Origin of the sequence: Cryobacterium sp. CAN_C2, assembly GCF_015751745.1 — a bacterium.
Classification (GTDB): Bacteria; Actinomycetota; Actinomycetes; order Actinomycetales; family Microbacteriaceae; genus Cryobacterium.
In genome coordinates, this window is record NZ_JADOUX010000009.1 from 114,734 (window position 1) to 140,387 (window position 25,654).

Sequence of the window (25,654 nt, forward strand, 5' to 3'; positions counted from 1 at the left end):
CAATTCATGCACCATCCGCTTTTGAAGGAGCACACGTGTCATCTGCTGACTTTCTGACCGATTTCCACCACGTTGCGACCATCGGCGCCACGCCCCGCGAGGGCGTCGACCGCCAGGCCGCCACCGCCGAAGACGCGCAAAGCCGCGCCTGGTTCTCGAAGTGGGTCGCCGACGCCGGCTACACCCTGCACGTCGACGGCATCGGCAACATGTTCGGACTGATCGAGTGGACCCCCGGCGCGCCCTACGTGCTCGTCGGTTCACACCTCGACAGCCAGCCGCTCGGCGGGCGCTTCGACGGCGCCTACGGCGTGCTCGCGGCACTGCACGCTGCCCGCAACATCGACGAGCTGGTCACCACGAACGGCACGGTGCCGCCGTTCAACCTCGCCGTCGTGAACTGGTTCAACGAAGAGGGCGGCCGTTTTGCACCGAGCGTCATGGGCAGCAGCGTGTTCGTCGGGCTGTTCGACCAGGAGAAAATGCTCGACACCACCGACCTGGCCGGTGTCACCGCCCGCGCCGCCCTCGCCGAAATCGGCTACCTTGGCACCGACCCGCGCCCGGTCACGGTGAGCTACGCCGAGATTCACATTGAACAGGGTCGCATCCTGGAACGCGAGGGCATCGCTGTCGGTGTGGTCGACCGAAGCTGGTACACCCAGAAACTCGACATCGAGGTGCTCGGCGAGCAGTCGCACACCGGGGCGACCGCCATGGCCGACCGGCACGACGCCCTCGTTGCCGCCGCCAAGATCATCCTCATGGTGCGCGAGGTCACCACCGACTTCGCCGACGAGGCCATCGTGTCGTCGGTCGGGCAGCTGACCCTCGAACCCAATTCCCCCATCGTGGTCGCCCGCCGGGTGCGCCTGGTCGCCGACCTGCGAAGCGGCAACCCCGAGATCGTGCAGGCGGCCCGCGCCACTCTGCTCGAGAAGATCGCCGTCCTCGCCCTCGAGCACGACATCCAGATCAACGTCACCGACTTTGATATTCGTCCGATCAGGTACTTTCCGGAGAACGGCCTGCAGCTGGCCGAACAGGCCGCCATCCGCGCCGGGCTCTCCACCCGCCGTATCCAGACCATGGCCGGCCACGACTCGGTCGCGATGAACACCATCGTGCCCTCGATCATGCTCTTCATTCCGAGCGTTGACGGCGTCTCGCACTGCGAACGCGAATTCACCACGGATGCCGATATGGTCGCCGGGCTCACGCTGCTCACCGAGATCGCCACCGATTTGGTCAACGGGGCCCTGGTCGATCCGGCGCTGTCGCCCGCACTGGCTGCGTCGGCTCGCGCTGAGTCGGGTCAGGCATGATCAGCCGTACCGAATCCCCTGCCATCATGTCGAGCAACACCGGCACCGACCTGCACTACCTCGGCGCGAGCGAGGCGCTCGGTCTGTTTCGCTCGCGCGAACTGTCGCCGGTCGAGCTGCTCGAGGCGGTACTGCAGCGCATTGACGCGGTCAACCCGCAGGTCAACGCGCTGACCGAGCAACTGGTCGACGAGGCACGGGAGTCGGCCCGCAACGCCGAGCGGCAGTACCGGGTCGGCGGAACCGTCGCCCCGCTGCTCGGCTTGCCCGTGGCCGCGAAGGAGAAGCACTCCCTCGCTGGGCACGTGCTCAGCAATGGGCTCGTCGCTCAACGTCAGGTCGTGGCGCGCGCGAATCATCCGGTGATCAGCCGCATCCGCTCGGCTGGCGGCATCGTGCACACCCGCACCACGACGCCCGAATTCTGCTGCGCGACCGTGACGCACTCGCCGCTCTGGGGGGTCACGCGCAATCCGTTCAACCTCGAGCTCTCCCCCGGCGGCTCCTCCGGCGGCTCCGGCGCTGCCCTCGCTGCCGGATTCGCGCCACTCGCCACCGGCTCGGACATTGCCGGGTCGACCCGGTTGCCGGCGGCCTTCACCGGAACTGTCGGGTTCAAGGCTCCGTATGGCCGCGTTCCGGGGGTCGCGCCGCTCTCCGCCGACCACTATCGCGGCGACGGCCCGATGTCCCGCAGTGTTGCGGATACCGCTCTCCTCGCCAACATCATGGCCGGCCAGCATTCGGGCGACCACACCTCGCTCGCCACCGCCGCGCCGCTGCCCGGCGAGTGGGCCTCGGTCGCGGGCCTGCGCATCGCCCTCTGCATTCGACTTGGTGACTACCTCGTCGATCCCGATGTCGAGGCCAATACCCGCGCGGTCGCTGCGGCGCTTGAGGGCGCCGGTGCGATCGTCGAAGAAGTCGAGCTGCCGTGGACCACGGCCGAGATTCACCGGGTGTCGTTCACGCACTTCGGTCATATTCTGGGCCCGGCGATGGAGGACGAGACCCGTGCGGCAAGGAGTCAGCTCGCCGCCTACACGGTGCAGTTCATGGCGGATGCCCGTGCTGCGGCCGCCGGCACCCGCTTTCTCGACGGACTCACCGCCGAAACTCGAATGCAGGGCGAGCTCGCCGCGGTTATGACCGGGTTCGACACCCTGATCTGCCCGACCTCGGCGATCGCGGCGCTGAAGGCCGACGGTCACTATCTCGACGGCATTTCGGCCGGCGGCGAGCACCTCGAACACTACTGGCAGGCGCACATGACGGTGCCGTTCAACATCGCCAACCGCTGCCCGGTGCTCGCGGTACCCAGCGGCATGGCCGACTGCGGCATCCCGACCGGGGTGCAGATTGTCGGCCATCCCTTTGATGACGACACGGTCTTTCGCATCGGCGCCACCGTCGAAATCGTGCGCCCGTGGGCCCACCGCTACGCGCAGATCGGTGGCTGACCCGCACCGTTTCAGTGCGCCGGAAGCGTGGGCTCGATCTCCTTCACCCACGCCAGGATCCCTCCCTCGACCTGGCACACGCGGTCGTAGCCACGACGCTCCAACTCGGCGAGAACGACGGCCGAGCGAAGGCCAGCCTTGCAATGCAGAGCAATATCGCGGTCCCGGGCGAGAGTCGATAGCGCGTGTCCCGAGAGGATGCCGCCCTGCGGAACGAGCCGCGCCCCGGCAATATGCACGATCTCGTATTCTTCTGGTTCCCGCACATCGATGAGGTCGCTCTCGCCCGGCGCCCGGCGATCAAGCATGGCGATCAAGCATGGCGGCGAGTTCCGGTACGGAAATTGCACCTATGGCTCACCGCGCCACCTATAGTGGGCGCGCCCACGCATCTGCGGTGCGTGGGCAGCCCGAATTGGGCAAAAAAGCCCCGGATGTTCGGCCGAGCCGGTGAACATGTGTCTACAACTCGGACTCCCCGGAGCGCTGAGTAGGTGTGGCCGCTAACGAGCCGCAAGCACAAATCAGACGGCCATGACTCCTGTTCACCGTACCGACTTGGGCGGGAGCGACAGGCGTTACTTGTATCGAGGATCGCCCTGTTCAATACCTCGCGACGCCTCAAGCGCTTGAATGAGTGTGGCCGCATCGTATGGACCGTGATGGCGTACCTCCCCGACAAAGAACGTCGGGGTGTGGTTGAGGTCCATGAGTTCCGCATCCAGAATATCGTCTGAGACACGGTTCGCAACGTGTGCCGAACGCATGTTCGAGGCGAATCGATCAGTGTCAAGTCCAAGTTCTACCGCATATGTATACAGGTCATCACTGTCGAGGTGATCCTGATGTGAGAACATAATGGGCAACAGCTCGAAGAATTTGTCTTGAAGTGCAGCGGCTTCGCTCGCATAAGCCGCTTCGAGGGCGTGCGGGTGCTCACGACTCGTAGGCAGGTGGCGCCACACGTATCGCAGGTCTGCACCAAAATACGCCCGAATCTCATCGATTGAGCCGCTCGCGTGGCTGCAGAATGAGCACTCAAAGTCTCCGTACTCCACGAGGGTGAGAGGAGCATCGGGGTTTCCTAAGATGTGATCGCGACCAGCATCGACCGGGCGCACGAGCGTTCGTCCAATCGCCGTTGGTGGCTGTAGCCGATCTACGATGCGAAAGATTGCCCAGCCGAGCAATAGCGCCGCAACGGATGCAGCCAATACGCCAACGCGGGCCTCGTCCTGCTTCACGGGATCAGCGATCGCGATATCCACAATCAAGAGGGAAATGGTGAACCCGATGCCAGACAACGCCGCGCCGCCGGCGACGCGTCCGACGGTCAAACCCGGCGCCAACTGACCCACATGTAGAGCGCGAAGAATCGCAGTTATCGCGGTAATTCCTAGCAGCTTTCCCGCTACCAAGCCAGCCACGATTCCCCAGGTGAGAGGAGAGATGACGGCAGCTGCGAGGGTCTTACCATCGAGACGCACTCCCGCGTTCGCCAGCGCAAAGATTGGCAGAATGATGTAGGCAACATATGGCGCATACTCGCTGTGCAGACGCTCGCTAATAGAGATCGAATCACGCAAGCCACGAGTCGCAGCGCGTGCGTAGTGCGAGCTGGGCGACTGCTCGAACGCATGAGTGAGTGTGACGGCCCGTTCAACCGCGAGTCGCTTCGGCGGGAACACTGGAATCAGGAGGGCGAGGGCGACGCCTGTCAGTGTCGGATGGACACCCGCAGCAAACAGGGAGAACCAAATGATTACCGCGAGGAAAGCGTAAGCGAGTCCGCGCCCTGCTCTGAGGAATCGGACCAGGGCGACGATCACCAAGCAGATGAGAGCAAGGAGCAAGGGCGCCAGTTGCACGTCATCCGTATAAAACACGGCTATGACGATAAGGGCGCCAACATCATCGACCACCGCAAGAGTCAACAGGAACAGACGCAGACGCGTCGGAAATTTTGGACCCGCGATCGCCAGGGCTCCCACAAGAAACGCCGTGTCAGTCGAGATGACGACGCCCCAGGCCTGGGCGTTCTCGCCCGTGGGGTTCACAACCAAAAAGACAAATGCGGGAATTATCAGGCCAGCAATAGCGGCCGAAATGGGTACCAGTGCACGGGAACGATCCGTGAGTTCCCCGATGGTGAACTCTCGCTTGACCTCCAGCCCTACGGTGAGGAAGAAGAACGTCATCAAGGCGTCGTTGACCACTTCGCGGAAAGTCAACTCGATACTGGCGGCGCCTACCCGCAGGTCTATCGTCGACGACCAAAATTCCAGGTACGTGTGCGATAGCGGAGAGTTTGCCCAGCCAATCGCCACGAGGGTGAACAGGATGAGAAGTGCTGCGGACGTCTTCTCGGAGCGTGGCGGAGCCTGCATGGTGATTCACAACCCTTTCCGCGTGAGAATCCCGCGGCGTGGCGATCCTCCGTGCGGTCTATGGCGAGCTGACCATTTCGAATCCGGTCTCAAACCTAAGCTGACCCTGAACCCTCAGAAGTACTATACACAGCCACCCGCTGTCCGGGAGAGCACGCACAACTCCGGTAGGTCAAGCCCGACGTCTACTGCTCGCGGGTACTTCGGGAATGCGCCGGAGGAGTATCTCGGCGATATTCCGTCTCGAATCCAACTATGACAACTATCGCAATCGTTGGATCAATCGAGTTCTCCATTTACGGCCCTGTCGCTGCGGTGCACCAAGTGCTGCCTGGCATGCGGTTCCTCGGTAAAAACCGAGGCACTATCGTGTTCGTCAACGGTGGAGCTGCCGTCGCTCCGGGTCGAAACGTCACGGGAACGTCTGTAGCGTTCGCCGATCAGGCGGCCTACGCACAGCTGCTCAACGAGGTGCTCGGCGAAGAGGGCATTCAGGTGTCCCTGCTCATCATCGGGGGCCGCATCTTCACCGAAGATACCGAGAAAGTCCCTGCCGTGTTGGCAGGATACCTGTGGGACCTGCACACCAAGCGCGACCGTTTTCGACACCAGGTCAGCGCCGACTAATTTGCACCGACTCATCTGCACTAAAGACATCGCGGCATCCGTGTACTGAGACGCCTTATTATTTGACGATGACGGCGTCGCGTGGTGTGCGACATGGCCCTGCTCCCGGAGTGCGAACGCCGGTTATACCGCTTCTTCAGCTGATCGCGGCGCGGAGGTCGGCAGCAGCGGCTGCGGCGCCTTCTACGCTATGGATGGCGTTACCGGCAACGGCGACGGCTGCAACGGCGCGTTGGTCAGCTACGATCGCGGTGAGTTCGACTCCGCTGGCGATCGAGAATGAAACGTTCGCGGTCTCGCCCTGGCGGAGCAAAGTTACGATGGAGAGCCGCATCGCCGACCCTACCCGCGATTCGCCCATCATCGCACAAGCAGCTCGAACCTGTCCCCACGCGGTGTGGACCTGCTGCAAGAGCACCCATCCCCAGCGTCGATGAAATCCGTCGGCACGCTCCGGCTCGGCAACTGACTGATCAAGCGGGCGCCCCGGATAGGGCGTCGCCTCGCCGCCGAAATCACGCAGACCCTCAGCGAGCAAATGGTCTCGTCGTCGTGGGCACGAAGGCGGCCAACACGGTACGTCCTCGCCTCGCCGAACAGCTGGCCGCTCTGCGCCGACAACGCGACGAGATCGCCGTGGAAGTGGAGAACGTCGTCTGTCGAGCCCTTGAAAGGATGAAACCGCTGCTCAGTGCGTTTTCAATCTGCGGGTAAATGCGGGATGTCTGAGGAGTTACAAAGAAACCACGTTCCTCCGGCGCGAACGGCAAGGGGAACCATGGTGAGGTCGCACCAATCTGTCAGCATCGCATCTGTGACAGACGCTGTGCCTACGCAGACCAGCGGCCTATGACGCGGTCGCTGTTAGCTACGCAGCGGCTCTGCCCGACACTCATTTCGAAGCGTCTTTAGACCTCGCTATGGTCGACTACGTCGTCGATTCACTGGCCGGTGTCGCCGCGCCCAAAGCACTCGACACCGGCTGCGGGACGCAGCACCCCACAACCCCGAAAAGCCAGAACGGGGGAAGCGGGGTCAGGCGTCCAGGTCACGGCCGAGCATTTTGAGCAGCTCAGCGAGGGACGGCGTCTCGCAATCGGTTATTTCAGCAGGCCCTTCTTCGTGAGCCAGTCCTTCGCTGCCGTTGCGGCCTGGGCCTTCTCCGATCCTTCGACGCGGTCCCGCAGCGCGATCAGGTCCGTGGTGCTGAGAGCGGCGGAAACCCGGTCGAGCACCTTCGCGAGTTTCGCACTGTAGATCTTCGAGTTGAGCAACGGCAGCACGTTCTGCGCAGCGATCAGGTTCTCTGGATCTTTCAACACCAGGAGCTTCTTCGCGACGAGATCAGGAGAGGTCGTGTAAATGTCGGCCACCTGCACCGCGTTGTCCACGAGGGCCTTCACCGTGTCTGGTCCGCCGAAGTCCTCGATCGGCACGAACGTCACATCCTTGATCTTGTAAACCGACTTCAGGCCGGGGATGCCGTACGCGAGCTCGCCGAACTGTGGATTGGACCCAAGACTGAATGGTTCAATCTTCGTGAGGTCGCCAATGGAAACAAGCCCCTCTTTTTTTGCAAGTTCCTGGGTGACGACGTAGGCGTCCTTGTCCTCGGCCGGGGATGAGGTGAGCACGCGGAATCCCTTCGGCACCTTGGTCGCAAGCGCAGCATCGACCTCGGATGTGGTGCGGGCGGTGTTCTTCGTGTCATAGAAGAACAGCAGGTTGCCGTTGTACTCCGGCATGAGGTTGATCGACCCGTCCTTCAGCGCCGGAATCGTGGTCTGACGCGGTCCGAGATTGAACTTCGTATCGACCGAGTAACCCGCGTTCTTGAGGGTGAGGGCATAAATATTGCCAAGGATCTCGCTTTCGGGGAAGGCGAATGAGCCGACGACAATCTTCGGCCCCGTCGCGGAGTCGGTCGGCGAAGTACCGGTCGGGTTGGAGGTGGCGCACCCGGCCAGTGCAACGAGCGCTCCCGCGGCGATGACCGCGGTGGCGATCCGTGCCCTTCGATTTGCTGTGAACATTATTTCTTCCCTTCGTCGGCGGTGGTTCCCGCCACCGTGACCGGTCCGAGTGACCGGCCGCGGACGTGTGTTTTCTGCTGGCGTGTGTCGGAGAAGCCGCGTCTTCGGGTCAGGCGCTGGGCGAGTGCGAAGATCCCATCGACCACGAGCGCGAGTACGGTGACGAGCATGGCACCGCCGAGGATGCGATTGTTGTCATTGAGTCCGATACCGCTTGCGATGATCGATCCGAGACCGCCGAGCGAGATGTACGAGGCGATCACGGCGGTTGCGATCACCTGCAGCGCGGATGCACGGATACCACCGATAATCAGCGGGAGCGAGAGCGGTATCTCGATCTGGCTGAGCACCTGCAACTCGGTCATGCCGCTCGCACGTCCGGCATCCACCGTCTGGCTGTCGACCGATTCGATGCCCGCGTATGCGCCGGCCAGAGTCGATGGAATCGCCAGGATGACCAGAGCGATTATCGAGGCAACGAACGCGGCCTGCGTGAACGGCACTGTCGCCCCGACGATGACGAAGAGGGCCATCAGCAGGCCAAGTGTCGGGAGTGCCCGCATCCCACCGGTGAATCCGATCACGAACTGGCGGCCGCGCCCGGTGTGCCCGATGTAAAAACCGAGTGGAAGCGCGATGATCGCCGCGATCACCACCGACACGACCGAGTAGAACAGGTGCTCGCCGATCCGAGCCTGGATCGGTAGGGGGCTCTGCGCTCCTGCGACGTAATTCGCGGGATCCAACAGCCAGCGGAAGGCGTCAAGAAAGAATTGCACGGGTCAGGCCACCCCCTCGACGGGAAGGATGCTCCGGAACCGGGTCCGACCTCTCCGCCGCGTCCAGGGCATGAGCACGCGGCCAAGAAGAACGAGCACAACGTCGAAGACGAGGGCGATGACGAGGCTCGCCACGATGCCGATGACGATCTCCTCGAGAAAGTCGCGTTGCTTGCCGTTCGTGTACAGGTAGCCGAGGTTGGCCGAACCAATGATTGCACCAACCGAGACGAGCGCGATCGTGCTTGCCGAGACCACGCGAAGGCCCGCGAGAAGCACCGGGCCAGCGAGAGGAAATTCCACCAGCCAGAATCGGGTCCACGTGGAGTACCCCATGGCCGTAGCGGCCTCGATCGCATCCGCCGGCACCGCCGCGAGGGCGTCTGCCGCGGTGCGCACCATCATCGCAATCGCATAAAGAGTCAGCGCTACGACAATGTTCCGGTCATCGGTGATCTTCGTCCCGAGCACGTAAGGCAGGATCACGAAGAGCGGAAGGGAGGGGATTGTGTACAGGAGACTTCCCCCGGTGATCACGATCGACCGCAGGGCCAGCCGCCGGTTAGCGATCCAGCCAAGTGGCATAGCGATCGCGAATCCGAGCACAATCGGAACAATGCTGAGTGCAACATGATTGGCAGTGAGGCCCCAGATCAGGTCGACGTTTTCGATGAACCAGCTCATCGATCCTCCCTCATCGATCGGCCCCGAGAATTCCCGCGGGCCGGCCGTCCCCATCGACGATGAGGGTCGCGCTGTCCCCCTCGCGATGCTGGAGGTGCAGGGTGCGCTTTCCCCTGTCCGCACCGATGAAAGTCGCGACGAATTCGTCCGCTGGGTTTGCCAGAATCTCGGCCGGAGTTCCCACCTGCGCGATCACACCGCCAGTGCGGAAGATCACCACCTGGTCGGCGATCGCGAAAGCCTCGTCGATGTCGTGTGTGACGAACACCGTGGTCTTGCCGAGTTCACGCTGCAAGCGGTTGAGTTCGACCTGGAGTTCCGCCCGAACAATCGGGTCGACCGCGCCGAACGGCTCATCCATGAGAAGGATGTCCGGGTCGCTAGCGAGAGCACGCGCAACTCCGACGCGCTGCTGCTGGCCGCCGGAGAGCTGGTCCGGATACCGCTCTGCGAGCGATCGGTCGAGTCCAACCGTGTCGAGCAATGTGAGCGCGTCCCGGCGGGCCGCCCGCTTCGGCACACCGTTCAACCGCGGTACCGTGGCGATGTTGTCGACCACCCTCCGGTGCGGGAGGAGTCCGGTGGCCTGGAGAACGTAGCCGATCCGTCGGCGAAGCGACACCGGATTGAGGCCGGAAGTATCCTCGCCGTCGATCAGGATGCTGCCGGCGGTCGGGTCGATCATCCGGTTGATCATCCGGAGCAGCGTTGTTTTGCCCGAGCCGGACGACCCTACGAATACTGTCGCCTTGTGCGAGGGAAGCACGAGGGAGAAGTTGTCGACAGCGAGGGTGCCATCCGGAAAGCGCTTTGAAACGTTCTGGAATTCGATCATGACGGGCGGCTCATTCCTCGTAGGTCTCACGAATCAACACTTGCCGGGCTCTTCAAAGAACAATTCTATTCGTTGCGTCTGAATTGGCGAGTAGCCCTTGTTGGTACCTCCAGTCCACGTAGTTGGTCCACGTAGTTGGTCCACGTAATCGGTACCACCTCGGTGGACCAAGGGTACCGACTACGGCTACTCGCCACCCGCGACACCACGATTATCTAGGACTAAATTCAGGGCGCTCACGGAGCCTCAAGTCAGTCGTCAAGGTCACGTCTCGCGGGGTGCGATTCCACTCACCCTGCAGATAGAAGTTTTCTGGTTCTGGGGCTTGTAGTTTGGAGACGTGCACCAGGCCGATGAGCGTGCCCCCTCGGCGAATGGGCCACACCTTCACCGACCCCAGACTGGCCGCCGCGATCGTCGACCGACTCACCTTTCGCGGCCACGTCATCAACACCGGCGCCCAGTCCTGCCGCCTCAAAAGCACCCAGGACCAAGCCCGCTCAGCCTGAGCAGCCAACCCCGGGCGGGGCCAACGCACAATGCTCACCCGGGGCCAAATCAGGTTGCTATATCCACCTGCCGCAATCGTCAATTCCCTGTGCCCGATGGGGATCTTGGGTTCCGCTGGTCTTCGGGGCGTCGCTGTTCGGTGCCGGCGGTTCGTTGTAGCGGCCCCGTTCATCCTCGTCGCACGAATCACCGTCCCGCGGGTGTCAGTCATTATCCGTGTCAGTCCGGGATCAGGTCAAAGCGTTCGGTTCCCGTAACCCAGGGAGTGACCTGAAGAGAGTAGCCACGACACCTGGCAATGAGTTTGTCCATCCAAGTTGGGTCTTCGAATTCGATGCCATCGGCGAACCGCAACCATGAGCCCACGACTCTTGCGCCAATTCTCGCTGTGACGAGCTGAACGGGTTTCACGTCAAACGACGCGAGGAAGATCGTGAGGCGGGTTTCGCCGACGGACCATAGTTCGAGGACGTACCAGTCGTCGAGTTGAACGTACCAGTTGCCACAGTATTCGACCTCGCACACGATGCCGGTCGATCCACCGAGAAGCGTCCAGGTCTTGGGGTGCTCGTCGCTGAAGGACACTTCACGAACTGTCGGCGCGAGGAGGGGCATGACGGCATCGCGCAGAGCAGCGATGGTCAGCTCGTGGCGCATGACGTAAGTGCAGGCGATGGTGATCTTCGCCGCTCGGTGGCGGCCCAGATCGCTCTGTACCGTATCTCATGTGTTGGGAGGCAGTCAGGTTATGAGGCGGTTGCCGTGACGTCGTCTTGCTGAATTCGAATTGCAATAATGGGCGCGCGGTGCGTGCCCACCTCCGGCACCGCCGCGATGGCCGCAGCCCCCAGCAAAACCAGCTACCCAGCGGTGGAATATCGCCGCATCGCGACCCGGCGCGGTCCAATAAAAGCCGTCGTCGCCGTCGAAAACACCATCCTGACCACAGTCTGAAACATGCTCACCACCGGAGAAACCTATTTGGGTCACAGCGTCGACCACTACGCGAAGCTGGATCCGGAACGAATCAAGCGAAGGGCGCGCAAGGAACTCGACAGCGCCGGATTCGACGCGGTACTTACCAAGAGAGCAGCCTAAGTCACCTTTATTTTGCATTAGACAGTAGGCGGCCACCACGTGCTCAGTAATTCTCTAGCATCCGCCAACATGGAACTCGTAGGAATCTACGGAGGCCAACTCTTTCAGTGACGGACGCTGAAACAGGTCCCATGCTCGCCTCAGCTCGTCCTGAGTCATCGCGTACGCACCGGCAGCGGCGTCTTGGTTGCGGTTCCGCAATCGATTCCATAGCGCGTCGTAGGAAACATCAAAGATGTGCAGTTCGATGCGCGAGCCGCAGGCATGGGCATAGCGAAACTTCTCGGTCCGCTCCTCCGTCATCCACAGTCCGTCCTCAAGGATGACGTCGACGCCGTGCCTCATTAACGTCAACCCGTGGCGGTAGAGCAAGGGCTGTAGCCGACTGTGAAAGTCCGTGTCACCGTGGTCGACTCCAAGTTCTGCCTGCCAAACGTCCGTGCACAGGCGGATCCCTTTCCCATCGGTCTCCAGACGCCGAGCCAGCGTGGTTTTGCCGGATCCGGGAAGGCCGCAGAACAGCGTCAACGTGGGCGGGTCGCCCATTCGGCCCTCACCTGACTGGAGATCGCTCACATCGACATCATCCCACCTCGGCAGCGGTCCGAAGCTGGTGCGGTGAGCGCCCGACCGCGCTTCGGAGCACCGCAGGCCCCGGTCAACGATGGAGGACTTAAATCGAAGGAGCCATTCGTGCTCGAATCGCGCGAGTGGAACCACGGACGCGTAGCCGGCCGGCCCTTCGAATACGCCGTATATGGCAACCTCGAAGCTTTCCGGGATCTCGATCTGCGGGGTCAAAGCGGGCCAAATTCGACACATCCTGAAGGACTCAAGTACGAGAATTCGTCCACGCTGAATGCCCCTCCGGTCGCCAAAATGCCTGCTGTTTTCGAGCCGTTGAAACGATGAATCGGCGGCCACACACGTTTTCAATCAGCACGTCTAATGCGGGGTCGGCCTAAAATCGGCGAAAAAATACCCCGGACTTCCGCGGAAATCCGGGGTTTTTGTAGCGGGAGCGGGAATTGAACCCGCGACACCACGATTATCTTGATCAACATCTCATTCGATCACAGAGCCGTGATTCACTCGTTGATCCCAGTGAAACACTGGAATTTCGATCACGATGATCACAGGCGATCGATTTCAATCTGCGGGGTAAATGCGGGGTTTCCGACTTGGTACAAAGTTGGCTCGTCCGCATGAGGGCTGTCAGCGCTCGGCGTCTAAAACCGATGTGCTCCCGGGCTAGAGTTCGTCAAGCGCCGTCTGCGCAGCAGGCGTTAGAGCTGTGGCCAGTAAGCGATCACACCGTCTCATAATTCATGATTATTTCATAGATCATATGTTCTAATGAGGGTATGGGACAGGAACCATACCTCAGCACTCCGCACCCCGTCCCGCCAACAATGGCCAACACCCTCCCCCAGGTCGAACCCGACTACGGCACCGCATTCACCGCCCAGCCCTTCAGCCTCCCTGCCGCCGAACTCGGCCACCTCCCCACAACCATGGCACCCACCCCCGTCCACATCCGGGCATGGGTGCGCTACCCCGCAATCTCCCGCCCGATCCACGGCCACGCCCCTGCCTGGACATCTCGTGCCGGCTACATCGAACGGGACCACCGCGGCACACGCCGCGCATGGGTATGGGCCTCCGCCGTCGAACACGACACACCCCCCGTAAAACTCACCTCAGCTGACACACCGTGAGGCGCGTGTCGATCAGAATTCGTAAATCGCGGCGAGCCCATCCGAGAGAAGCACCGTGTACGGAAGATCGCGCAAAGACTCGGCATCAACCGAGATTCCCCCAACAGTGCGGCCTGCGCATATTCTTCCCACGGAAACGAATCACCTTCCACGGCATACGCCTGCACCAGTGTAAGAACCTCTGCAATCACGTCAGCTGCGGATGTTGACGCCGACCCAAAACGGGGCCAATAGTGCCGTTTGAAAACAGGACCACTATCTGTGTTTTCTACTATGCCGTATCAGCGGCGGGCTGGTGGCTTTTGAGCCGATAGCTGACGCCTTTGAGGCTGAGAACGTCGGCGTGGTGCACGATTCGGTCGATCATGGCGGAGGCGACGGTCTGGTCGCCGAAGACCTCGCCCCACCGCCCGAAGGTTAGATTGCTCGTGAGGATCAGAGACGCATGTTCATAACGGCTCGCGACGAGTTGGAAAAACAGGTTCGCGGCGTCCTGGTCAAACGGAATGTAGCCGACTTCATCGCAGATCAGAACGCTGTATCGACGCAGCCTTGTCAGCTCGGCAGCGAGCTTGCCACGGGAGTGCGATTCCTGCAATCGGGCGACCCAGCCGGTGGCGGTGTCGAAGAGGACGCGGTGCCCGTGTTTGGCCGCCTGGACGCCCAGCGCGACGGCGAGGTGGGTCTTGCCGGTGCCGGGCGGCCCGAGTAACACAACGTTCTTCGCTTCGCTGACGAAAGCACTCGTGCCCAGGTGCGCGAGCAGGTTCCGGTCGGCGCTGGGTTGGTGGTCGAAGTTGAAGTCCTCGAGGGTCTTGTGGCCGGGGAACCGGGCCGCTTTGATGCGCAGCGCAGCGCCCGACGCTTCGCGTTCGGACACCTCGCGGGAGAGGACTGCGGCGAGGTATTCCTCGTGCGACCAGCCCGCATCACGAGCTTGGTCGCCGAGGCGGCGGAACGCGTCGCCAATCCTGGGGGCGCGCAGCGCCCGGGCGTAGTACTCGATCTGTGAAGCCGCGGTGCTGCTCATGAGACCACGTCCAGGTCGCGCAGCTCGGGGCCGGTATCCACGCCGAACAGCCGGTCATAGGCTGCCAGGCGGGCCGTCTCGACGAACGCGACCGTCGGTTGCGGGCGGCGATGCCGCAGCGACTGGAACTGGCGCCGCAGCACGTCGGCCTGCGCGACATGTTCCGGGTCGGTCACCGTCAGCGCGCGGGCCCATTCCCGTTCGTGAGACGTGACGTTCACCCCATTGTGGGTGACGTTGACCGTGTCTAGGCTCGCGGTCACATCGACGAGCCGGCCGATCATCGAAGGCGCGACGGAGTAGTCGTTGGAGAGCACCCGGACGTAGTAGTCCCGCGGCAGGCGCACCGTGTTGCGAAAGAGCACATCCGGCGGCACCGGCGACAGCGGCCGCATCGCCGCGCGGTCCTGCTCGATCAGGTCGATCGGGCGCGCCCGCCGGGACCGGGAATGACGTGCGTTGGCCAGCGGCAGCCAGCCGGTGATCTGCTCGTTGAAGTCCTGCGGCGAGGCGAAGTGCCGGCCCGGCATGAACGACGACCGGAAGAACCGGTTGCGGCGCTCGACCATGCCCTTGGACTCCGGATCGCGGGCTTTGAGCAGCTTGATCTCGGTGCCGAGGGTGCCAGCGAACGCGGCGGTGCGTTCGGTGAGTTTGCCCTTGCCGATGCCGGTCTCGTTGTCCCACGTCAGCCGGGGCGGCACGACGCCGGCACCTTGCAGCAGCGACCACATCCCGCCGAGCAGGTCCGGTGTCGTCCGCGACGGCAACATGATCGCTTGGAAGAAGCCAGAGAACGTTGACGTCATCACCAACACCGGCGGCATGCCCTCCTGGCCATGGCCCAGCGGAAGCGGCTCGTGCGGGAACCAGAGATCGCACTGCACCTGCTTGCCGGGCTCGTGCACCAGCCGATCGGCCGGGTCCGGCGGCACATACTCCGGACGGATCGCGGCGACCTTGTCGCGGAACACCGACGCTGACCCCAACCAGCCCACTCGCTCCGCCAACGTCGACGCCGCCATCCTCGGCGTCACGGCCAACAGCACCCGAACCTGCGCCGCATACGCATCAAAACTCGAGCCGGTCGCGGCCCGCTGATACTTCGGCAGCCGGTCCGACTCCAACGCCCGATCCACCGTCCCTCGCGAGACACCGACCAGTCGGCCGATCTCCCGCTTCGAGTGCTGGCCCGTTGAAAACAGCTGGCGAATCTTCGCCCAATCATCCATATTGATCACCCTCCATAGTGGCTGGTGGCCCTGTTTTCAATCGGCGATACTGGCCCTGTTTTCGGTCGGCGTTAACATGCGGAACATTTTCAAGATACAACCACCTTCATGCGCTCATGCTGGGACGAGGACACCGCACGATCCATATTCAGATGAATCATCGATTCCTCGGACAACCGCACATACTGGGTTATCGTCATGGATGGCCGAGAGTTCACTGGAAGCGGATGAAAAGGTCGCAAATACCGACCAAACCCGTCACCGACAGGGTGGATAGGTCAAACGGCAGTCGATGAGCGGGCTCACTGCCGGCCAATCCTCGTCGACTCGGTACATACCGACCCCGATTATCGCTATCCATCATGCTGGGCATCTTAGAACCTTCACGGTTTCCCAGCGGCATCCGCAAGATCTGTGACGTAGGACTTCTTGTCAGCGCTCTCGGGTTCTCGTGGTCGTTGCAACACCTTCACTCTGGGGAGTTCCCGACCACGGTGAACCTGACAACTAAACCCTTCAACGAAGGTAATCGAGGTCCAGAACCGGACACTGAGCGGGACAGATTTCGTGAGCTCCGAGCGGCCGAAGGGCTAACAAGTCGACGACGGCACGCTAGTGCGCCAACCATTTGAGCGTGCAGTGTTCGATGAGCGGTCATGCTCGGACGGGTCCGTGACGCGCCACTCGTAATTGACGACCTGCACGTAACTGATCTCCTCCACCACCGTGCGCGTGCGACCTTCCAGAAGCCCTCCAGAGAAGACCTCATCATCAACCCAATAAGGAACCGGTTCACCCAATTCTTGGCATCGTCGGGCGTGGCGTTCAACAAGTACTGCGGCTGGCCGACAGATCAACGAAAAGACACGCCAGCAACTCAGCGGCGGTCAATCCCAACACTGGTCAAGCCGCGACCCGACCTGATGCGTTGATAGTCTCACAGTTCCTGCCAGAGCGACGAATCCGCACAGTGAGACTGCGCCACACCGACGACTGCTGGCACGGTTCCGTCCGTGCGTGCGCAGTTTGCCGTCGGGCGTCGCGTGCGCGAGGTTTGAGATCAACAAGATCTAGTCATAATTAGCGATGAACCGTGCGACGTCCGAGGGCGGTTAGGAGTTCGTGCGGGCGGCGCAGGTGCATTGCTGACTCGTTGGGACGTCGGCCATAACTCCATCGACGTGCATCCCGCAACCGGTCCAGGTCGTTTTTTCGCAATTGTCGCATCGCATGGGACTGCACATAATGACTCCTTAGTTAGTCAAACCGAAGTCCAAAGTATACCCCATGGGGTATACTTTCAGTGCTGTTTGTGTGAAGCTCATTTGTCGACGACGATGGCCAGTCCGGTGGCGGCAGACGCGTCCGTGACGCCGCCAGCATCGGTCAGCGTGGTGAACCCGAGCTCGGCCATGCGGGTGACAGCTGCAGCGGACCGGTTTCCGGAGGCGCAGTAGATGATGTAGTCCCCGTCGATTGGCAGAGCCGCGATCAGCGTGTCGAAGTCCGGGGATTGCACGTCAATATTGATGGCGTTCTGAAGGTGTCCACCGACATACTCTTCTGCGGTGCGGACATCGACGATGACCGTACTGGAAGTGATAGTGATGGAGGGCGCCGGCGCGGGGCTCGCGCAGGCTGCAATGCTGCGCAGTGCCGCCACGGCAATTGTGATAACAGTGAGTGCTGTCTTCATGGCTGGGCGTCCTGACCGCTGCGTGAAATGGGGAGCACTGTGATCGGCTCCGGGGTGACTTTCCGTGAGCGGGAGAACAAGGGCACGCAGGTGGCGCAGACCCCACCCTCAGCGGACTCTGACGATTCGCAGCGAGTGTTTGCTCGACGTTCGCGAAGGTCCCAGACCAACATGGTGAGGACGGCAGCAATAAGAACCGGACGAGCAGCACCGCTCACGACCGGGTCGAGAGAGCGTATTTCGGTGGTCAGATAGAGCGCAATCAGGCCCAGAGCCGGCCATCGCGTGTCACAGAGAGTTGCGTCGGCGCCGATAGGCGTGCCGATATAACTGGCAACGATCAAACCGATCAAGCTCGCTCCGAGAGCAGTGACCGCGACTGTCCCCCACAGCGCGATACCCGCGCCGCCCGCACTCGGTGCGCAGCCGATGGAAAGAACTATCAAGACGCCTGCGGCAACGGCAGTTGCGATCAGCCGGCGGCGCGGGGTCCAGGTTCGAAGGTCAGTGAACAAGGTCGGGAACTTCGACCGCAGCATCGGCCCGAGCAGGCAGCCGACACGAATATTCTCGAGTCATGCGTGCATAGAGAGCCCAGATCAACAAAACAATGGACGCGGCGGCCAGATACGGCTGGACCGGCTCAAAGAATTGCATCGCCCCGGTTGTCCCCAGAGCGAGAAGAACCAATTTGTTGCAGACGGGGCATCCCAACGGCGAAGAACGTCACCAGCCAGCCATGCCCGCACAGCCCGCCGCCCGACTGGACGTAGCGCCGTCCGGGTGTGCCACATAGGTGGCAGTGACCAGACCCGCTAAAACCGCGCTGAGGACGAGCACCGGCCACGACCACGACCACGACCACGACCACACGGTTGGCGGGATCTCTCTCGAAAACAATGGCGTGTCAATCAAGTCCGTCGGGATGGCAATGAAGACCACCGTAAATAGTGCTGTTGCCACGGCAACCCACCAGCGTCGGGAGGGCCAGTGACGCAGGTCCGCGCCGAGCCCGGCCAGCTTGCCGCGCCAAGGAGCACGCCGTGATGATTCGTCTCTGCCGGTGCGCTGGTCACGCATTCGAATAGCCTCATTTACTTTTCATTGTGAAACGCTTGCTGCCATTTTTGAGTATACTTATACCCTAAGGGGTATCGTGATCTTAGGCAAAACCAGCCGCGCATCCACCTACCAACAGGAGCACACACTCATGGGAATTACCGCACCCGCAACCCACGCCAGCGACGATCTGCGCAAGACCCTCAATCGGCTCAAGCGCGCGCAGGGGCAGCTTGGTGCCGTCATCACAGCCGTTGAATCTGGCGCCGATTGCCGTGCCGTGGTCACCCAGCTGGCTGCCGTCTCGAGCGCCATTGACCGGGCGGGGTTCACGATCATCTCGTCGGCGATGAAAGAGTGTCTCATCGATAGCGGCGCGAATGGAGAAACCAATAAGCTCAGAGTCGATGAGCTTGAGAAGCTTTTTCTCTCCCTTGCCTGACGCCGCTCATGATAGCTAGCCCGCGACGGCGCGGACCGCGACGTACACGGCGATGATGAGCACAAGGATCGCGAAGCTTGTTTTGAGAATGCGGTCGGGGATCCCTCGGCTGAGTCTGCCCGCAATCAGGGATGCCAGCATGGCCGTTCCCGCAAAGGCGCCGGTGACGGCCCAGTCGATCTGCACGTCGCTCAGGTGGGCGCTGAAGCCGGCGGCCGAATTGATGACGATGATCACGAGGGACGTGCCGATCGTGACGCTCATGGGAAGTCCGAGCACGAGGGCCAGTGCCGGGACGATCAGAAACCCGCCGCCGACGCCGAGCAGCCCGGTCAGGAACCCGACGACGGTGCCTGTGGCCAGCGCACGGGGCAGACAGCTGCGCCATCGGGTCCCGCCGCCGGGCAGCGCGCAGGGGCCAGCTACAGCGGGGGTGGCAAAGAACATCCGCACACCGGCAATTACCATGATCGCGCTAAAAGCGACGAGCAGAAGCTGAGGGTCAACCAGTCGATTTACGAGAGTGCCGAGGTAGGCCGTGGGGATTCCGGCGGCGCCGATGATGCCAGCGAGACGCCAGTTGACGCCGGTGCGCAGCCGGGGAAGCACGGCGACCGCCGACGCCGCTCCCACGACGATCAGCGAGGTCGGTATCGCCTCTTCGAGGGGTAACCCGACACCGTAGACCAATGCCGGTACGGCCAGGATTGACCCGCCCCCGCCGACCAGGCCGAGGAGCGTACCGACGATCACTCCGAGAAGCAGCGCGGCCAGGATCATGCGTGCGGCGCCAGCTGAGCGAGAACGTCGCTCTTCGTGGGTTCGGAAACCGGGCGGTTCCAGGGCATCCACGACAGAATGCGGCCCAGCGTGCAACTGTTGGTGGCGGCCGACACCGTGAGGCCGGCGCCGATAACGCCAGCGAGAAGTCGGAACTGCGGATGGATGAACCTTCCGGCCAGCACGCTCGCCAACACCAGGGATCCGGCCGTCATGCGTACCTGTCGATCCATGGCCCACGTGGAGCGGCCGGTGACGATATCGCCGCCGGCCGCGGCATAGCTCGCCACGCCACCGGTCAACACGCGAGCACCAGTCAGACCAGCTGCGTCAAGCTTTTTCCGCGCTTCTTCCGCGCGTCGACCCGACTGGCACACCAGCACAACCCGGGTCGCCATCAAGTTCGCAAACTCTGCAGTGTGTTCTTTGAGCAGGGGCAGTGGCACGTGATGCGCACCCCGGATATGCCGGGTTTCAAACTCCGAGCCCTCCCTCACATCGATGATCATCAGGTCGTCATGATTGAGAACCCATCGGTGGAACTCGTCTGCCCCAATTGGTGGCGGAGTGGGGCTGACGGTGCGCGTGGTATCAGAGATAGTGGATCCGTTTCAGTTTGGTGCGGGAGCGTAGCAATACTGGGCCATCCTGCGGCCTGCCATTGAGGCAGGCCTCCCACGATCGTGTCTGCCGTGAACCCAGCATTGGTCAGGTGTTCAGCCGCGGCCTGAGCTTCTTCAGGCACCGACGGCGTGCGGGGCGGCCCAGGCGTTGTAGCCGCCGATGAGGTCGGTGACGTCCGAATGGCCAAGGCTCCGCAGGGCACTCGCGGCGACGCTTGAACGCCAGCCGCTGGCACAGTGGATGATCACGGGTCCGGCGGGCACTTCGGCGTGGCGCTGGCTCAGCTCGGCCAAAGGAATCCGCAGCGAGCCCGGGATCGCGCCCTGCTCGACCTCGCCGGGGTTGCGTACGTCGAGGAGTGTTGCGGCGGTGTCCCGGCGCAGAGCCTCGAAGTCGTCAAGCTCGACCCGCGCACCGACCTGCACCAGTGAGCCGAGGTCAGTGAACGCCTGCGCCGGGTTTGTCAGATATCCGACGACCTGGTCGAAGCCGATGCGGGCCAGCCGCATTCCGGCCTCGGCTTCGCGGCCGGAGTCGGCGATGATCACGATGCTGTCGTCGTGCTGGATGACCATTCCGGCCGTCTCGGAGAAGCGACCGTCCAGTCCCACGTTGATGGACCCGGCCAGGTGCCCGAGCGCGAAGTCCTCGGGGCTGCGGGTGTCGAGAACGCGGGCCCCGCGTTCAACGGATGTACGAACATCCGTCAAGGTGAGCGGTGCTAGCTCGCGGGTGGAACCGATGATTTCGTGCGCGCTGCGGTTGATCATCGCGTCGACGGCGAAATAGCCGGGGATTGCGGGCTGGCCGCTGCGGATCATCGTCACGAAGTCATCTTCACTCATTGGCTGCACAGACGCGTTCGTCAGGCGCTGATTGCCGATGGTGGATTCGAGCTCGTCGGAGAGGTTCTTGCCGCAAGCGGAACCAGCGCCGTGGGCGGGGAGAACACGCACCGCATCAGGCAAGGCAAGAAGCGTCGTGTGGATCGACCCATACAGGGCGCGGGCCAGTTGGTCGGGATCGGCGCCGACGGATGCGGCCAGGTCGGGACGGCCCACGTCACCGATGAAGAGGGTATCGCCGGTGAGGACGGCGTGGGGAACGGCGTTGCCGGCGTGTTCACGAACGACGATGCTGATGGACTCCCAGGTGTGCCCGGGGGTGTCGAGAATTTCTAGTTCCACTTCACCGAGCGAGATTTTCTCGCCATTGGCGAGGTGACGGATCTCGTACTCGGTCTCAGCGCGGGCACCGTAGCCGATCCAGGCGCCAGTGGCTGCGGCCAGCTCAAGGTGACCGGCGACGAAGTCAGCGTGGAAATGCGTGTTGATCACGCCGACAATGGTCAGGTTGTTCGCCTGGGCATCGGCGAGGTATTCGTCGATGTCGCGGCGAGGGTCCACGACAACGGCTTGACCGCTCGTCTCATCACCGACAAGGTACGAACCATGGGACAGGCAGTTGAGGTAGTACTGGGTCAAAATCATCGTGGCCTCCAAAGATCGGGGCCCACCACGCCGGCACGAGTTGGGGCGTGTAGTGGGTACGCGCCCCAGTCTCGCACATACCCCATACGGTATGCAAGATACCCCTAAGGGTATAGTGTTTCTGTATGGCTACTACCGATCTCACCGAGACCACCTTTGACGCGACCATTACCCAGAGTCCCATCGTGCTGGTCGATTTCTGGGCCGCATGGTGCGGCCCGTGCCGCAGTTTCGCCCCAACATTCACCGCCGCTTCTGAAAAACACCCCGCAATCACCTTCGGAAAAGTCGACACCGAAGCCGAACAAGGATTAGCCGCAGCCGCCGGCATCCGCTCCATCCCCACGCTGATGGCGTTTCGGAACTCCGTGCTCGTCTTTTCCCAGCCGGGCGCCCTTAACGCTGCCAGCTTGGAAGAACTCATTGCCGGCGTCGAGGACCTCAACATGGACGACGTGCGCGCCAGCATCGCCGCCCACTAAGAGCTCCTGCTCCATGAGCACACCTCCCCCACCTCCGGCGGCGACACCCGCTTTCGGTGAACGAGTGGAGGGCATCGACATTCCCGTCTTCAATGAACGTGCGGTGCGCGCCTCGGCTGCAATACTCCCCGGGGTATAGTCTGTATTGATAGTTCACCTCATCGAATGGAGATCCCTCATGTGTCGTGCCGTAGCGTGCAAAGTGTGCCAAAAAACAACGTGGGCGGGCTGCGGTCAGCACATTGATCAGGTAATGCGCGGTGTGCCGCGCAACCAACAATGCGCCGGGCATGTGAAAGAAAAACCGACCGGATCATTCTGGTCCCGGCTGCTCGGACGCTAACGGCACCATCCGCGCCATCTTCTCGTGACGGCTGCCCGGGACGCATGCGGCTGGCCACACAGTGATGCACTCGCCGCCACGATTCCCGGCCTATCGTGGAGAAGACCCGCGTGGAGCGGATTGCCACCCTCCCCTTCTTTCCAGCCAACGGCACGTCCCTGCTAAGAAGTAAGGACATTCTCGGGAGATAGGCCGGCACAGGCGGTGAGGGGCTCAAGTTGTGAATGTCCGCCCTGACCACGGGCTTCAAGAGATGAACGCGCTAGTTATGGGCATTTTTCAGCCTGACACAGATCAGGAAGAACGCGTCTAACACGGTTAAGTTCTTGATAGCCCTCGTGCCCGATGAACCCACGAGATAGCGCCGCTGAGCGTTGCTGTTCACAGATCCATCGACAAAGTCCTGACCGTGCTTCAGCGGCGGATCGGATGTTACGTGTTGCTGTTTTCTTCTTGTAGAGCGGTGAGCGCGGCGAGAAGACGTTCATCGGCTTGATCAGCAACGTTCTGTATCCCTGGGCAATTGCTGAGCTGGACCATGGTTTGCGAGTTGATGGCTTGAACCGTGGTGGTATCCGCTGATGGGCTTCGCCGAATTACGACGTTGCACGGAAGCAGCAGTCCCATGTCTGGCTCTGCGGTGAGCGCTTGTTCGGCGAGGGCCGGGTTGCATGCGCCCAGGATCAGATAGTCGCCGAGTGTATTCGCGCTTTCCACGCCAAGTTTCGTTTCAAAGGTCGCATGGACGTCGATTTCAGTAAGAACGCCAAATCCCTGGTTTGAGAGTTCTTCCCGCACTCTGGAGACGGCTTCTTCATAGGACAGCGAGACGGTGACGGTATGTGCGTAGTTCATTGGTTTCTCCTAATCCATTTTCTTGCACTGATGGTTGCGGCTGGTGTCAGTTTGCGGTGATGATTCCCATCATTCCGCTGTCCTCGTGGTCGAGGATATGGCAGTGATACACGGTACGTCCGCTGAAGTCGTCAAACGCGATACGCACGCGCACGGTGCTGCGTGCCGGGATGTTCACGACGTCCTGCCACATGATGGTGTCCACGGGCTGGCCTGACTGTTCGATGATCTGCATCGGCCATACGTGCAGGTGCATGGGGTGATCGAGCGGGCTGGTATTTGTCAGCAACCAGTCCTCGACGCTGTCGAATTGCACGGTCGTGTCGACCCGGGTGGCATCGAATACTTGGCCGTTGATCGTGGCTGACATCATTCCCCCGCCCATGCCGCCCATATTCCCGCCCATTCCCATCGCGAAGATGAGCTCACGTCGGGCGGTAACGGTCGCCGCGCGTAAGTCACGTGGAACGGGCTGGCCGGGTACGGCGGCGACTGTGTCGACGGTGTCACCGGCCACCGTGAGTGTCGCCAGCGCGATGTCGTCGGCGCCAGCGGAGCGTCCGCCTCCCATCATCATTCCGCCGGAAGTACCTCGATTGGAGGTGTGGGCACGCAGTACGGAGGTGCCGGCCGTGCCGGCGACGAGAAGGTCTGCCCGGTTCCCGGGGGCCAGCACAACCTCGGTGACTTCGCGCGCGGCTTCGAAACGTCCGGAGTCGATTCCGAGAAGGGACATCTGCTGCCCGTCGAGGCGCAGCCGCAGATAGCGGGACACGCAGGCATTGATGATGCGCCATCGTTCCCGTTCGCCGGGGCGGGCAGTCATGCTGGGGGTGAGTTGTCCGTTGACCAAGACGAGGTCTCCCTCGCGTCCGGACATTTTCTCCATCGCCGTGGACGCTGGAATTGTTCCTGAGGAATCGAGGGTGATGTCGGAGATGACGAGGACGCGTTCCCGGCCGGCAGGGATAGGGTCGGGATCTTCAACGATGATGGCCCCATAGAGCCCGCCGAATACCTGGTCAGCCACAAAACCATGATTATGCGGGTGATACCAATACACGCCCGGGGGGTGATTGGAGGGCAATTCGTACTCGTAATCAAAGGAGTCGCCGGCCGCGACAGTAACGAACATGTTGTCGCCGTTATTCTCAGGCGAGACGTGAAGTCCGTGCACGTGCAGGTTGCTCGGATCTGCCAGACCATTGCGCAGGCTCACGCTGAGGGTATCTCCCGCTCGAACGCGCAGTGTGGGGCCGGGGACACCACCGTTGTAACTCAGCGCACGCACGTCACGGCCAGCGATAGTCACCTGTTGGGGGGAAGACTCGAGGTCAACAGTGAGAGTGCCATTGACGCTTCGTAGCCCCGGGGGCTCCACGAGGTCTCTCCCGGAGGGTGTCACCGGTGACGTGGTTGATGAGATCCGTTGATTGACGAAGAAACCCGTCCCGCCCACAGCCGTGCCCGCAATCCCCACACCGCCGAGAATCAGGGCGCTACGGCGACTGAGATCGGGCACTACCGGCCCTCCTCGAGCACCCGCAACTGATCACGCAACTGCTCCGCAGTAAGCTCCCCCCGAGCGAAACGCTCCTCAAGAATCTGCCTGGCACTGGCCGAACCAGCTTGCCTCGGAGCAGAGCGCGTGTCATCGCTCCCGGATTTGTTCGACAGTAAACGAACAACGACAGAAATGAGCACGGCGACACCTGCAATAGCCAACAGTCCGAACCCCCAAAACCATCCCATATTTCCAGTTCCCCACATCATCTGATCGTTTCCTTTCGTCTACTGATCCATATCTCCACTATACCCCTAGAGGTATATAATGTGCAGTGGTAGCACATACACAGTGGTGGCACGTGGAACGGCACGTACCTCACACGCCGGTGCAACCCGCTGAAACTCACGCAACAAGAAGGGCCCAAACGCGAGGCCGTGACGGCTTCGAACTAGGCCCAGGGGTCGCGGGATATAGCGTGAAGCCATGACGAACGGGTCGAATCGGAAGGCCATTGCTAGTGCCAAGCTCCTCACCATCTTGGCCCCGATCGGGGGAAGCCCGCCCCCTACGTGTCAAGGTCGAGTGAGGCCAGTACCTAACAGCAAGTTCGCCATTTGACGTAGGGCGAGAATCAGGAATCATCACCATGTCCAGCCAG

General features: G+C 61.9%; 25 protein-coding genes and 1 pseudogene. 9 read left to right on the plus strand and 17 right to left on the minus strand.

From position 1 onward, the window contains the following. Window positions 1-35: 35 nt before the first annotated feature. Window positions 36-1,325, plus strand: coding sequence for a M20 family metallo-hydrolase (locus IWX77_RS09350; protein ID WP_196844238.1), 1,290 nt, complete (start codon window positions 36-38; stop codon window positions 1,323-1,325). Between the two features lie 26 nt (window positions 1,326-1,351). Beyond that, window positions 1,352-2,785, plus strand: a complete 1,434-nt coding sequence (locus IWX77_RS09355; RefSeq protein WP_196844239.1) for an amidase — start codon at window positions 1,352-1,354, stop codon at window positions 2,783-2,785. An 11-nt stretch (window positions 2,786-2,796) separates the two neighbouring features. On the opposite strand, the gene IWX77_RS09360 is transcribed toward IWX77_RS09355, so the two are convergent. Both IWX77_RS09360 and nhaA read right to left on the minus strand, forming a co-directional pair. Continuing rightward, complete coding sequence (locus tag IWX77_RS09360) at window positions 2,797-3,093, minus strand: rhodanese-like domain-containing protein (protein ID WP_196844240.1); 297 nt, start codon at window positions 3,091-3,093, stop codon at window positions 2,797-2,799. A 270-nt stretch (window positions 3,094-3,363) separates the two neighbouring features. Beyond that, entirely contained in the window at window positions 3,364-5,172 is a 1,809-nt protein-coding gene (gene nhaA / locus IWX77_RS09365) for a Na+/H+ antiporter NhaA (RefSeq protein WP_196844241.1), read from the minus strand. A gap of 255 nt (window positions 5,173-5,427) precedes the next feature. Here nhaA and IWX77_RS09370 point away from each other — a divergent pair, with 255 nt between their 5' ends. Further along, entirely contained in the window at window positions 5,428-5,799 is a 372-nt protein-coding gene (locus tag IWX77_RS09370) for a hypothetical protein (protein WP_196844242.1), read from the plus strand. A 136-nt stretch (window positions 5,800-5,935) separates the two neighbouring features. On the opposite strand, the gene IWX77_RS09375 is transcribed toward IWX77_RS09370, so the two are convergent. The 5 genes from IWX77_RS09375 to IWX77_RS09395 form a co-directional block, all read right to left on the minus strand. After that, window positions 5,936-6,133, minus strand: a complete 198-nt coding sequence (locus IWX77_RS09375; RefSeq protein ID WP_196844243.1) for a hypothetical protein — start codon at window positions 6,131-6,133, stop codon at window positions 5,936-5,938. Between the two features lie 766 nt (window positions 6,134-6,899). Further along, window positions 6,900-7,832, minus strand: coding sequence for an ABC transporter substrate-binding protein (locus tag IWX77_RS09380; protein ID WP_196844244.1), 933 nt, complete (start codon window positions 7,830-7,832; stop codon window positions 6,900-6,902). Continuing rightward, the gene (locus IWX77_RS09385; RefSeq protein WP_196844245.1) at window positions 7,832-8,611 is read right to left on the minus strand and encodes an ABC transporter permease; all 780 of its coding nucleotides are present in this window, start codon (window positions 8,609-8,611) and stop codon (window positions 7,832-7,834) included. The genes IWX77_RS09380 and IWX77_RS09385 overlap by 1 nt, the downstream gene beginning before the upstream one ends. A gap of 3 nt (window positions 8,612-8,614) precedes the next feature. Continuing rightward, a complete protein-coding gene (locus IWX77_RS09390; protein WP_196844246.1) occupies window positions 8,615-9,295 on the minus strand; it encodes an ABC transporter permease in 681 nt (226 codons plus the stop codon). 10 nt (window positions 9,296-9,305) lie between these two features. Then, complete coding sequence (locus IWX77_RS09395; RefSeq protein WP_196844247.1) at window positions 9,306-10,130, minus strand: ABC transporter ATP-binding protein; 825 nt, start codon at window positions 10,128-10,130, stop codon at window positions 9,306-9,308. A 383-nt stretch (window positions 10,131-10,513) separates the two neighbouring features. Between IWX77_RS09395 and IWX77_RS09400 the strand changes: the two are divergent. After that, a pseudogene (locus IWX77_RS09400) lies at window positions 10,514-10,639 on the plus strand (ATP-binding protein); the annotation flags it as partial. A gap of 220 nt (window positions 10,640-10,859) precedes the next feature. Here the strand turns inward: IWX77_RS09400 and IWX77_RS09405 are convergent. Then, the gene (locus IWX77_RS09405; protein WP_196844248.1) at window positions 10,860-11,297 is read right to left on the minus strand and encodes a hypothetical protein; all 438 of its coding nucleotides are present in this window, start codon (window positions 11,295-11,297) and stop codon (window positions 10,860-10,862) included. A gap of 153 nt (window positions 11,298-11,450) precedes the next feature. Here IWX77_RS09405 and IWX77_RS09410 point away from each other — a divergent pair, with 153 nt between their 5' ends. Both IWX77_RS09410 and IWX77_RS09415 read left to right on the plus strand, forming a co-directional pair. Continuing rightward, window positions 11,451-11,594: a hypothetical protein gene (locus tag IWX77_RS09410; protein WP_334353658.1), complete on the plus strand. Its 144-nt coding sequence runs from the start codon at window positions 11,451-11,453 to the stop codon at window positions 11,592-11,594. Window positions 11,595-11,597: 3 nt separating this feature from the next. Then, window positions 11,598-11,738 (plus strand): hypothetical protein, encoded by a 141-nt coding sequence (locus IWX77_RS09415; protein ID WP_196844250.1) that lies wholly within the window; start codon window positions 11,598-11,600, stop codon window positions 11,736-11,738. Between the two features lie 54 nt (window positions 11,739-11,792). Here IWX77_RS09415 and IWX77_RS09420 read toward each other — a convergent pair whose 3' ends face one another. Then, window positions 11,793-12,539, minus strand: coding sequence for an AAA family ATPase (locus IWX77_RS09420; RefSeq protein WP_196844251.1), 747 nt, complete (start codon window positions 12,537-12,539; stop codon window positions 11,793-11,795). Between the two features lie 563 nt (window positions 12,540-13,102). On the opposite strand from IWX77_RS09420, the gene IWX77_RS09425 reads away from it, so the two are divergent. Continuing rightward, complete coding sequence (locus IWX77_RS09425; RefSeq protein WP_196844252.1) at window positions 13,103-13,456, plus strand: hypothetical protein; 354 nt, start codon at window positions 13,103-13,105, stop codon at window positions 13,454-13,456. A gap of 271 nt (window positions 13,457-13,727) precedes the next feature. On the opposite strand, the gene istB is transcribed toward IWX77_RS09425, so the two are convergent. The 3 genes from istB to IWX77_RS09440 form a co-directional block, all read right to left on the minus strand. Then, entirely contained in the window at window positions 13,728-14,486 is a 759-nt protein-coding gene (istB, locus tag IWX77_RS09430; RefSeq protein ID WP_196844253.1) for an IS21-like element helper ATPase IstB, read from the minus strand. After that, the gene (istA, locus tag IWX77_RS09435; protein WP_442784455.1) at window positions 14,483-15,727 is read right to left on the minus strand and encodes an IS21 family transposase; all 1,245 of its coding nucleotides are present in this window, start codon (window positions 15,725-15,727) and stop codon (window positions 14,483-14,485) included. The genes istB and istA overlap by 4 nt, the downstream gene beginning before the upstream one ends. Before the next feature lie 1,312 nt (window positions 15,728-17,039). Then, window positions 17,040-17,414, minus strand: coding sequence for a rhodanese-like domain-containing protein (locus IWX77_RS09440; protein ID WP_196844255.1), 375 nt, complete (start codon window positions 17,412-17,414; stop codon window positions 17,040-17,042). A gap of 1,210 nt (window positions 17,415-18,624) precedes the next feature. Between IWX77_RS09440 and IWX77_RS09445 the strand changes: the two genes are divergently transcribed. Beyond that, entirely contained in the window at window positions 18,625-18,915 is a 291-nt protein-coding gene (locus IWX77_RS09445) for a metal-sensitive transcriptional regulator (RefSeq protein ID WP_196844274.1), read from the plus strand. 15 nt (window positions 18,916-18,930) lie between these two features. Here IWX77_RS09445 and IWX77_RS09450 read toward each other — a convergent pair whose 3' ends face one another. The 3 genes from IWX77_RS09450 to IWX77_RS09460 form a co-directional block, all read right to left on the minus strand. Continuing rightward, window positions 18,931-19,695 (minus strand): sulfite exporter TauE/SafE family protein, encoded by a 765-nt coding sequence (locus IWX77_RS09450; RefSeq protein WP_196844256.1) that lies wholly within the window; start codon window positions 19,693-19,695, stop codon window positions 18,931-18,933. Next, entirely contained in the window at window positions 19,692-20,294 is a 603-nt protein-coding gene (locus tag IWX77_RS09455) for a rhodanese-like domain-containing protein (protein ID WP_327012158.1), read from the minus strand. The genes IWX77_RS09450 and IWX77_RS09455 overlap by 4 nt, the downstream gene beginning before the upstream one ends. 138 nt (window positions 20,295-20,432) lie before the next feature. After that, complete coding sequence (locus tag IWX77_RS09460) at window positions 20,433-21,809, minus strand: MBL fold metallo-hydrolase (protein ID WP_196844258.1); 1,377 nt, start codon at window positions 21,807-21,809, stop codon at window positions 20,433-20,435. Window positions 21,810-21,934: 125 nt separating this feature from the next. Here IWX77_RS09460 and IWX77_RS09465 point away from each other — a divergent pair, with 125 nt between their 5' ends. Further along, window positions 21,935-22,291 (plus strand): thioredoxin family protein, encoded by a 357-nt coding sequence (locus IWX77_RS09465; protein WP_196844259.1) that lies wholly within the window; start codon window positions 21,935-21,937, stop codon window positions 22,289-22,291. A gap of 775 nt (window positions 22,292-23,066) precedes the next feature. Here IWX77_RS09465 and IWX77_RS09470 read toward each other — a convergent pair. Beyond that, window positions 23,067-23,489, minus strand: a complete 423-nt coding sequence (locus IWX77_RS09470) for a DUF302 domain-containing protein (RefSeq protein WP_196844260.1) — start codon at window positions 23,487-23,489, stop codon at window positions 23,067-23,069. A gap of 46 nt (window positions 23,490-23,535) precedes the next feature. Next, a complete protein-coding gene (locus IWX77_RS09475; RefSeq protein WP_196844261.1) occupies window positions 23,536-25,011 on the minus strand; it encodes a multicopper oxidase family protein in 1,476 nt (491 codons plus the stop codon). Between the last annotated feature and the right edge of the window lie 643 nt (window positions 25,012-25,654).

Excerpts from the sequence above, each read along its gene's own strand:
- IWX77_RS09355 (WP_196844239.1), top strand. The coding sequence starts at position 1,352 with ATGTCGAGCAACACCGGCACCGACCTGCACTACCTCGGCGCGAGCGAG.
- IWX77_RS09360 (WP_196844240.1), bottom strand. The coding sequence starts at position 3,093 with ATGCTTGATCGCCGGGCGCCGGGCGAGAGCGACCTCATCGATGTGCGG.
- nhaA (WP_196844241.1), bottom strand. The coding sequence starts at position 5,172 with ATGCAGGCTCCGCCACGCTCCGAGAAGACGTCCGCAGCACTTCTCATC.
- IWX77_RS09370 (WP_196844242.1), top strand. The coding sequence starts at position 5,428 with ATGACAACTATCGCAATCGTTGGATCAATCGAGTTCTCCATTTACGGC.
- IWX77_RS09375 (WP_196844243.1), bottom strand. The coding sequence starts at position 6,133 with ATGCGGCTCTCCATCGTAACTTTGCTCCGCCAGGGCGAGACCGCGAAC.
- IWX77_RS09380 (WP_196844244.1), bottom strand. The coding sequence starts at position 7,832 with ATGTTCACAGCAAATCGAAGGGCACGGATCGCCACCGCGGTCATCGCC.
- IWX77_RS09390 (WP_196844246.1), bottom strand. The coding sequence starts at position 9,295 with ATGAGCTGGTTCATCGAAAACGTCGACCTGATCTGGGGCCTCACTGCC.
- IWX77_RS09395 (WP_196844247.1), bottom strand. The coding sequence starts at position 10,130 with ATGATCGAATTCCAGAACGTTTCAAAGCGCTTTCCGGATGGCACCCTC.
- IWX77_RS09405 (WP_196844248.1), bottom strand. The coding sequence starts at position 11,297 with ATGCGCCACGAGCTGACCATCGCTGCTCTGCGCGATGCCGTCATGCCC.
- IWX77_RS09415 (WP_196844250.1), top strand. The coding sequence starts at position 11,598 with ATGCTCACCACCGGAGAAACCTATTTGGGTCACAGCGTCGACCACTAC.
- IWX77_RS09425 (WP_196844252.1), top strand. The coding sequence starts at position 13,103 with ATGGGACAGGAACCATACCTCAGCACTCCGCACCCCGTCCCGCCAACA.
- istB (WP_196844253.1), bottom strand. The coding sequence starts at position 14,486 with ATGAGCAGCACCGCGGCTTCACAGATCGAGTACTACGCCCGGGCGCTG.
- IWX77_RS09440 (WP_196844255.1), bottom strand. The coding sequence starts at position 17,414 with ATGAAGACAGCACTCACTGTTATCACAATTGCCGTGGCGGCACTGCGC.
- IWX77_RS09445 (WP_196844274.1), top strand. The coding sequence starts at position 18,625 with ATGGGAATTACCGCACCCGCAACCCACGCCAGCGACGATCTGCGCAAG.
- IWX77_RS09450 (WP_196844256.1), bottom strand. The coding sequence starts at position 19,695 with ATGATCCTGGCCGCGCTGCTTCTCGGAGTGATCGTCGGTACGCTCCTC.
- IWX77_RS09460 (WP_196844258.1), bottom strand. The coding sequence starts at position 21,809 with ATGATTTTGACCCAGTACTACCTCAACTGCCTGTCCCATGGTTCGTAC.
- IWX77_RS09465 (WP_196844259.1), top strand. The coding sequence starts at position 21,935 with ATGGCTACTACCGATCTCACCGAGACCACCTTTGACGCGACCATTACC.
- IWX77_RS09470 (WP_196844260.1), bottom strand. The coding sequence starts at position 23,489 with ATGAACTACGCACATACCGTCACCGTCTCGCTGTCCTATGAAGAAGCC.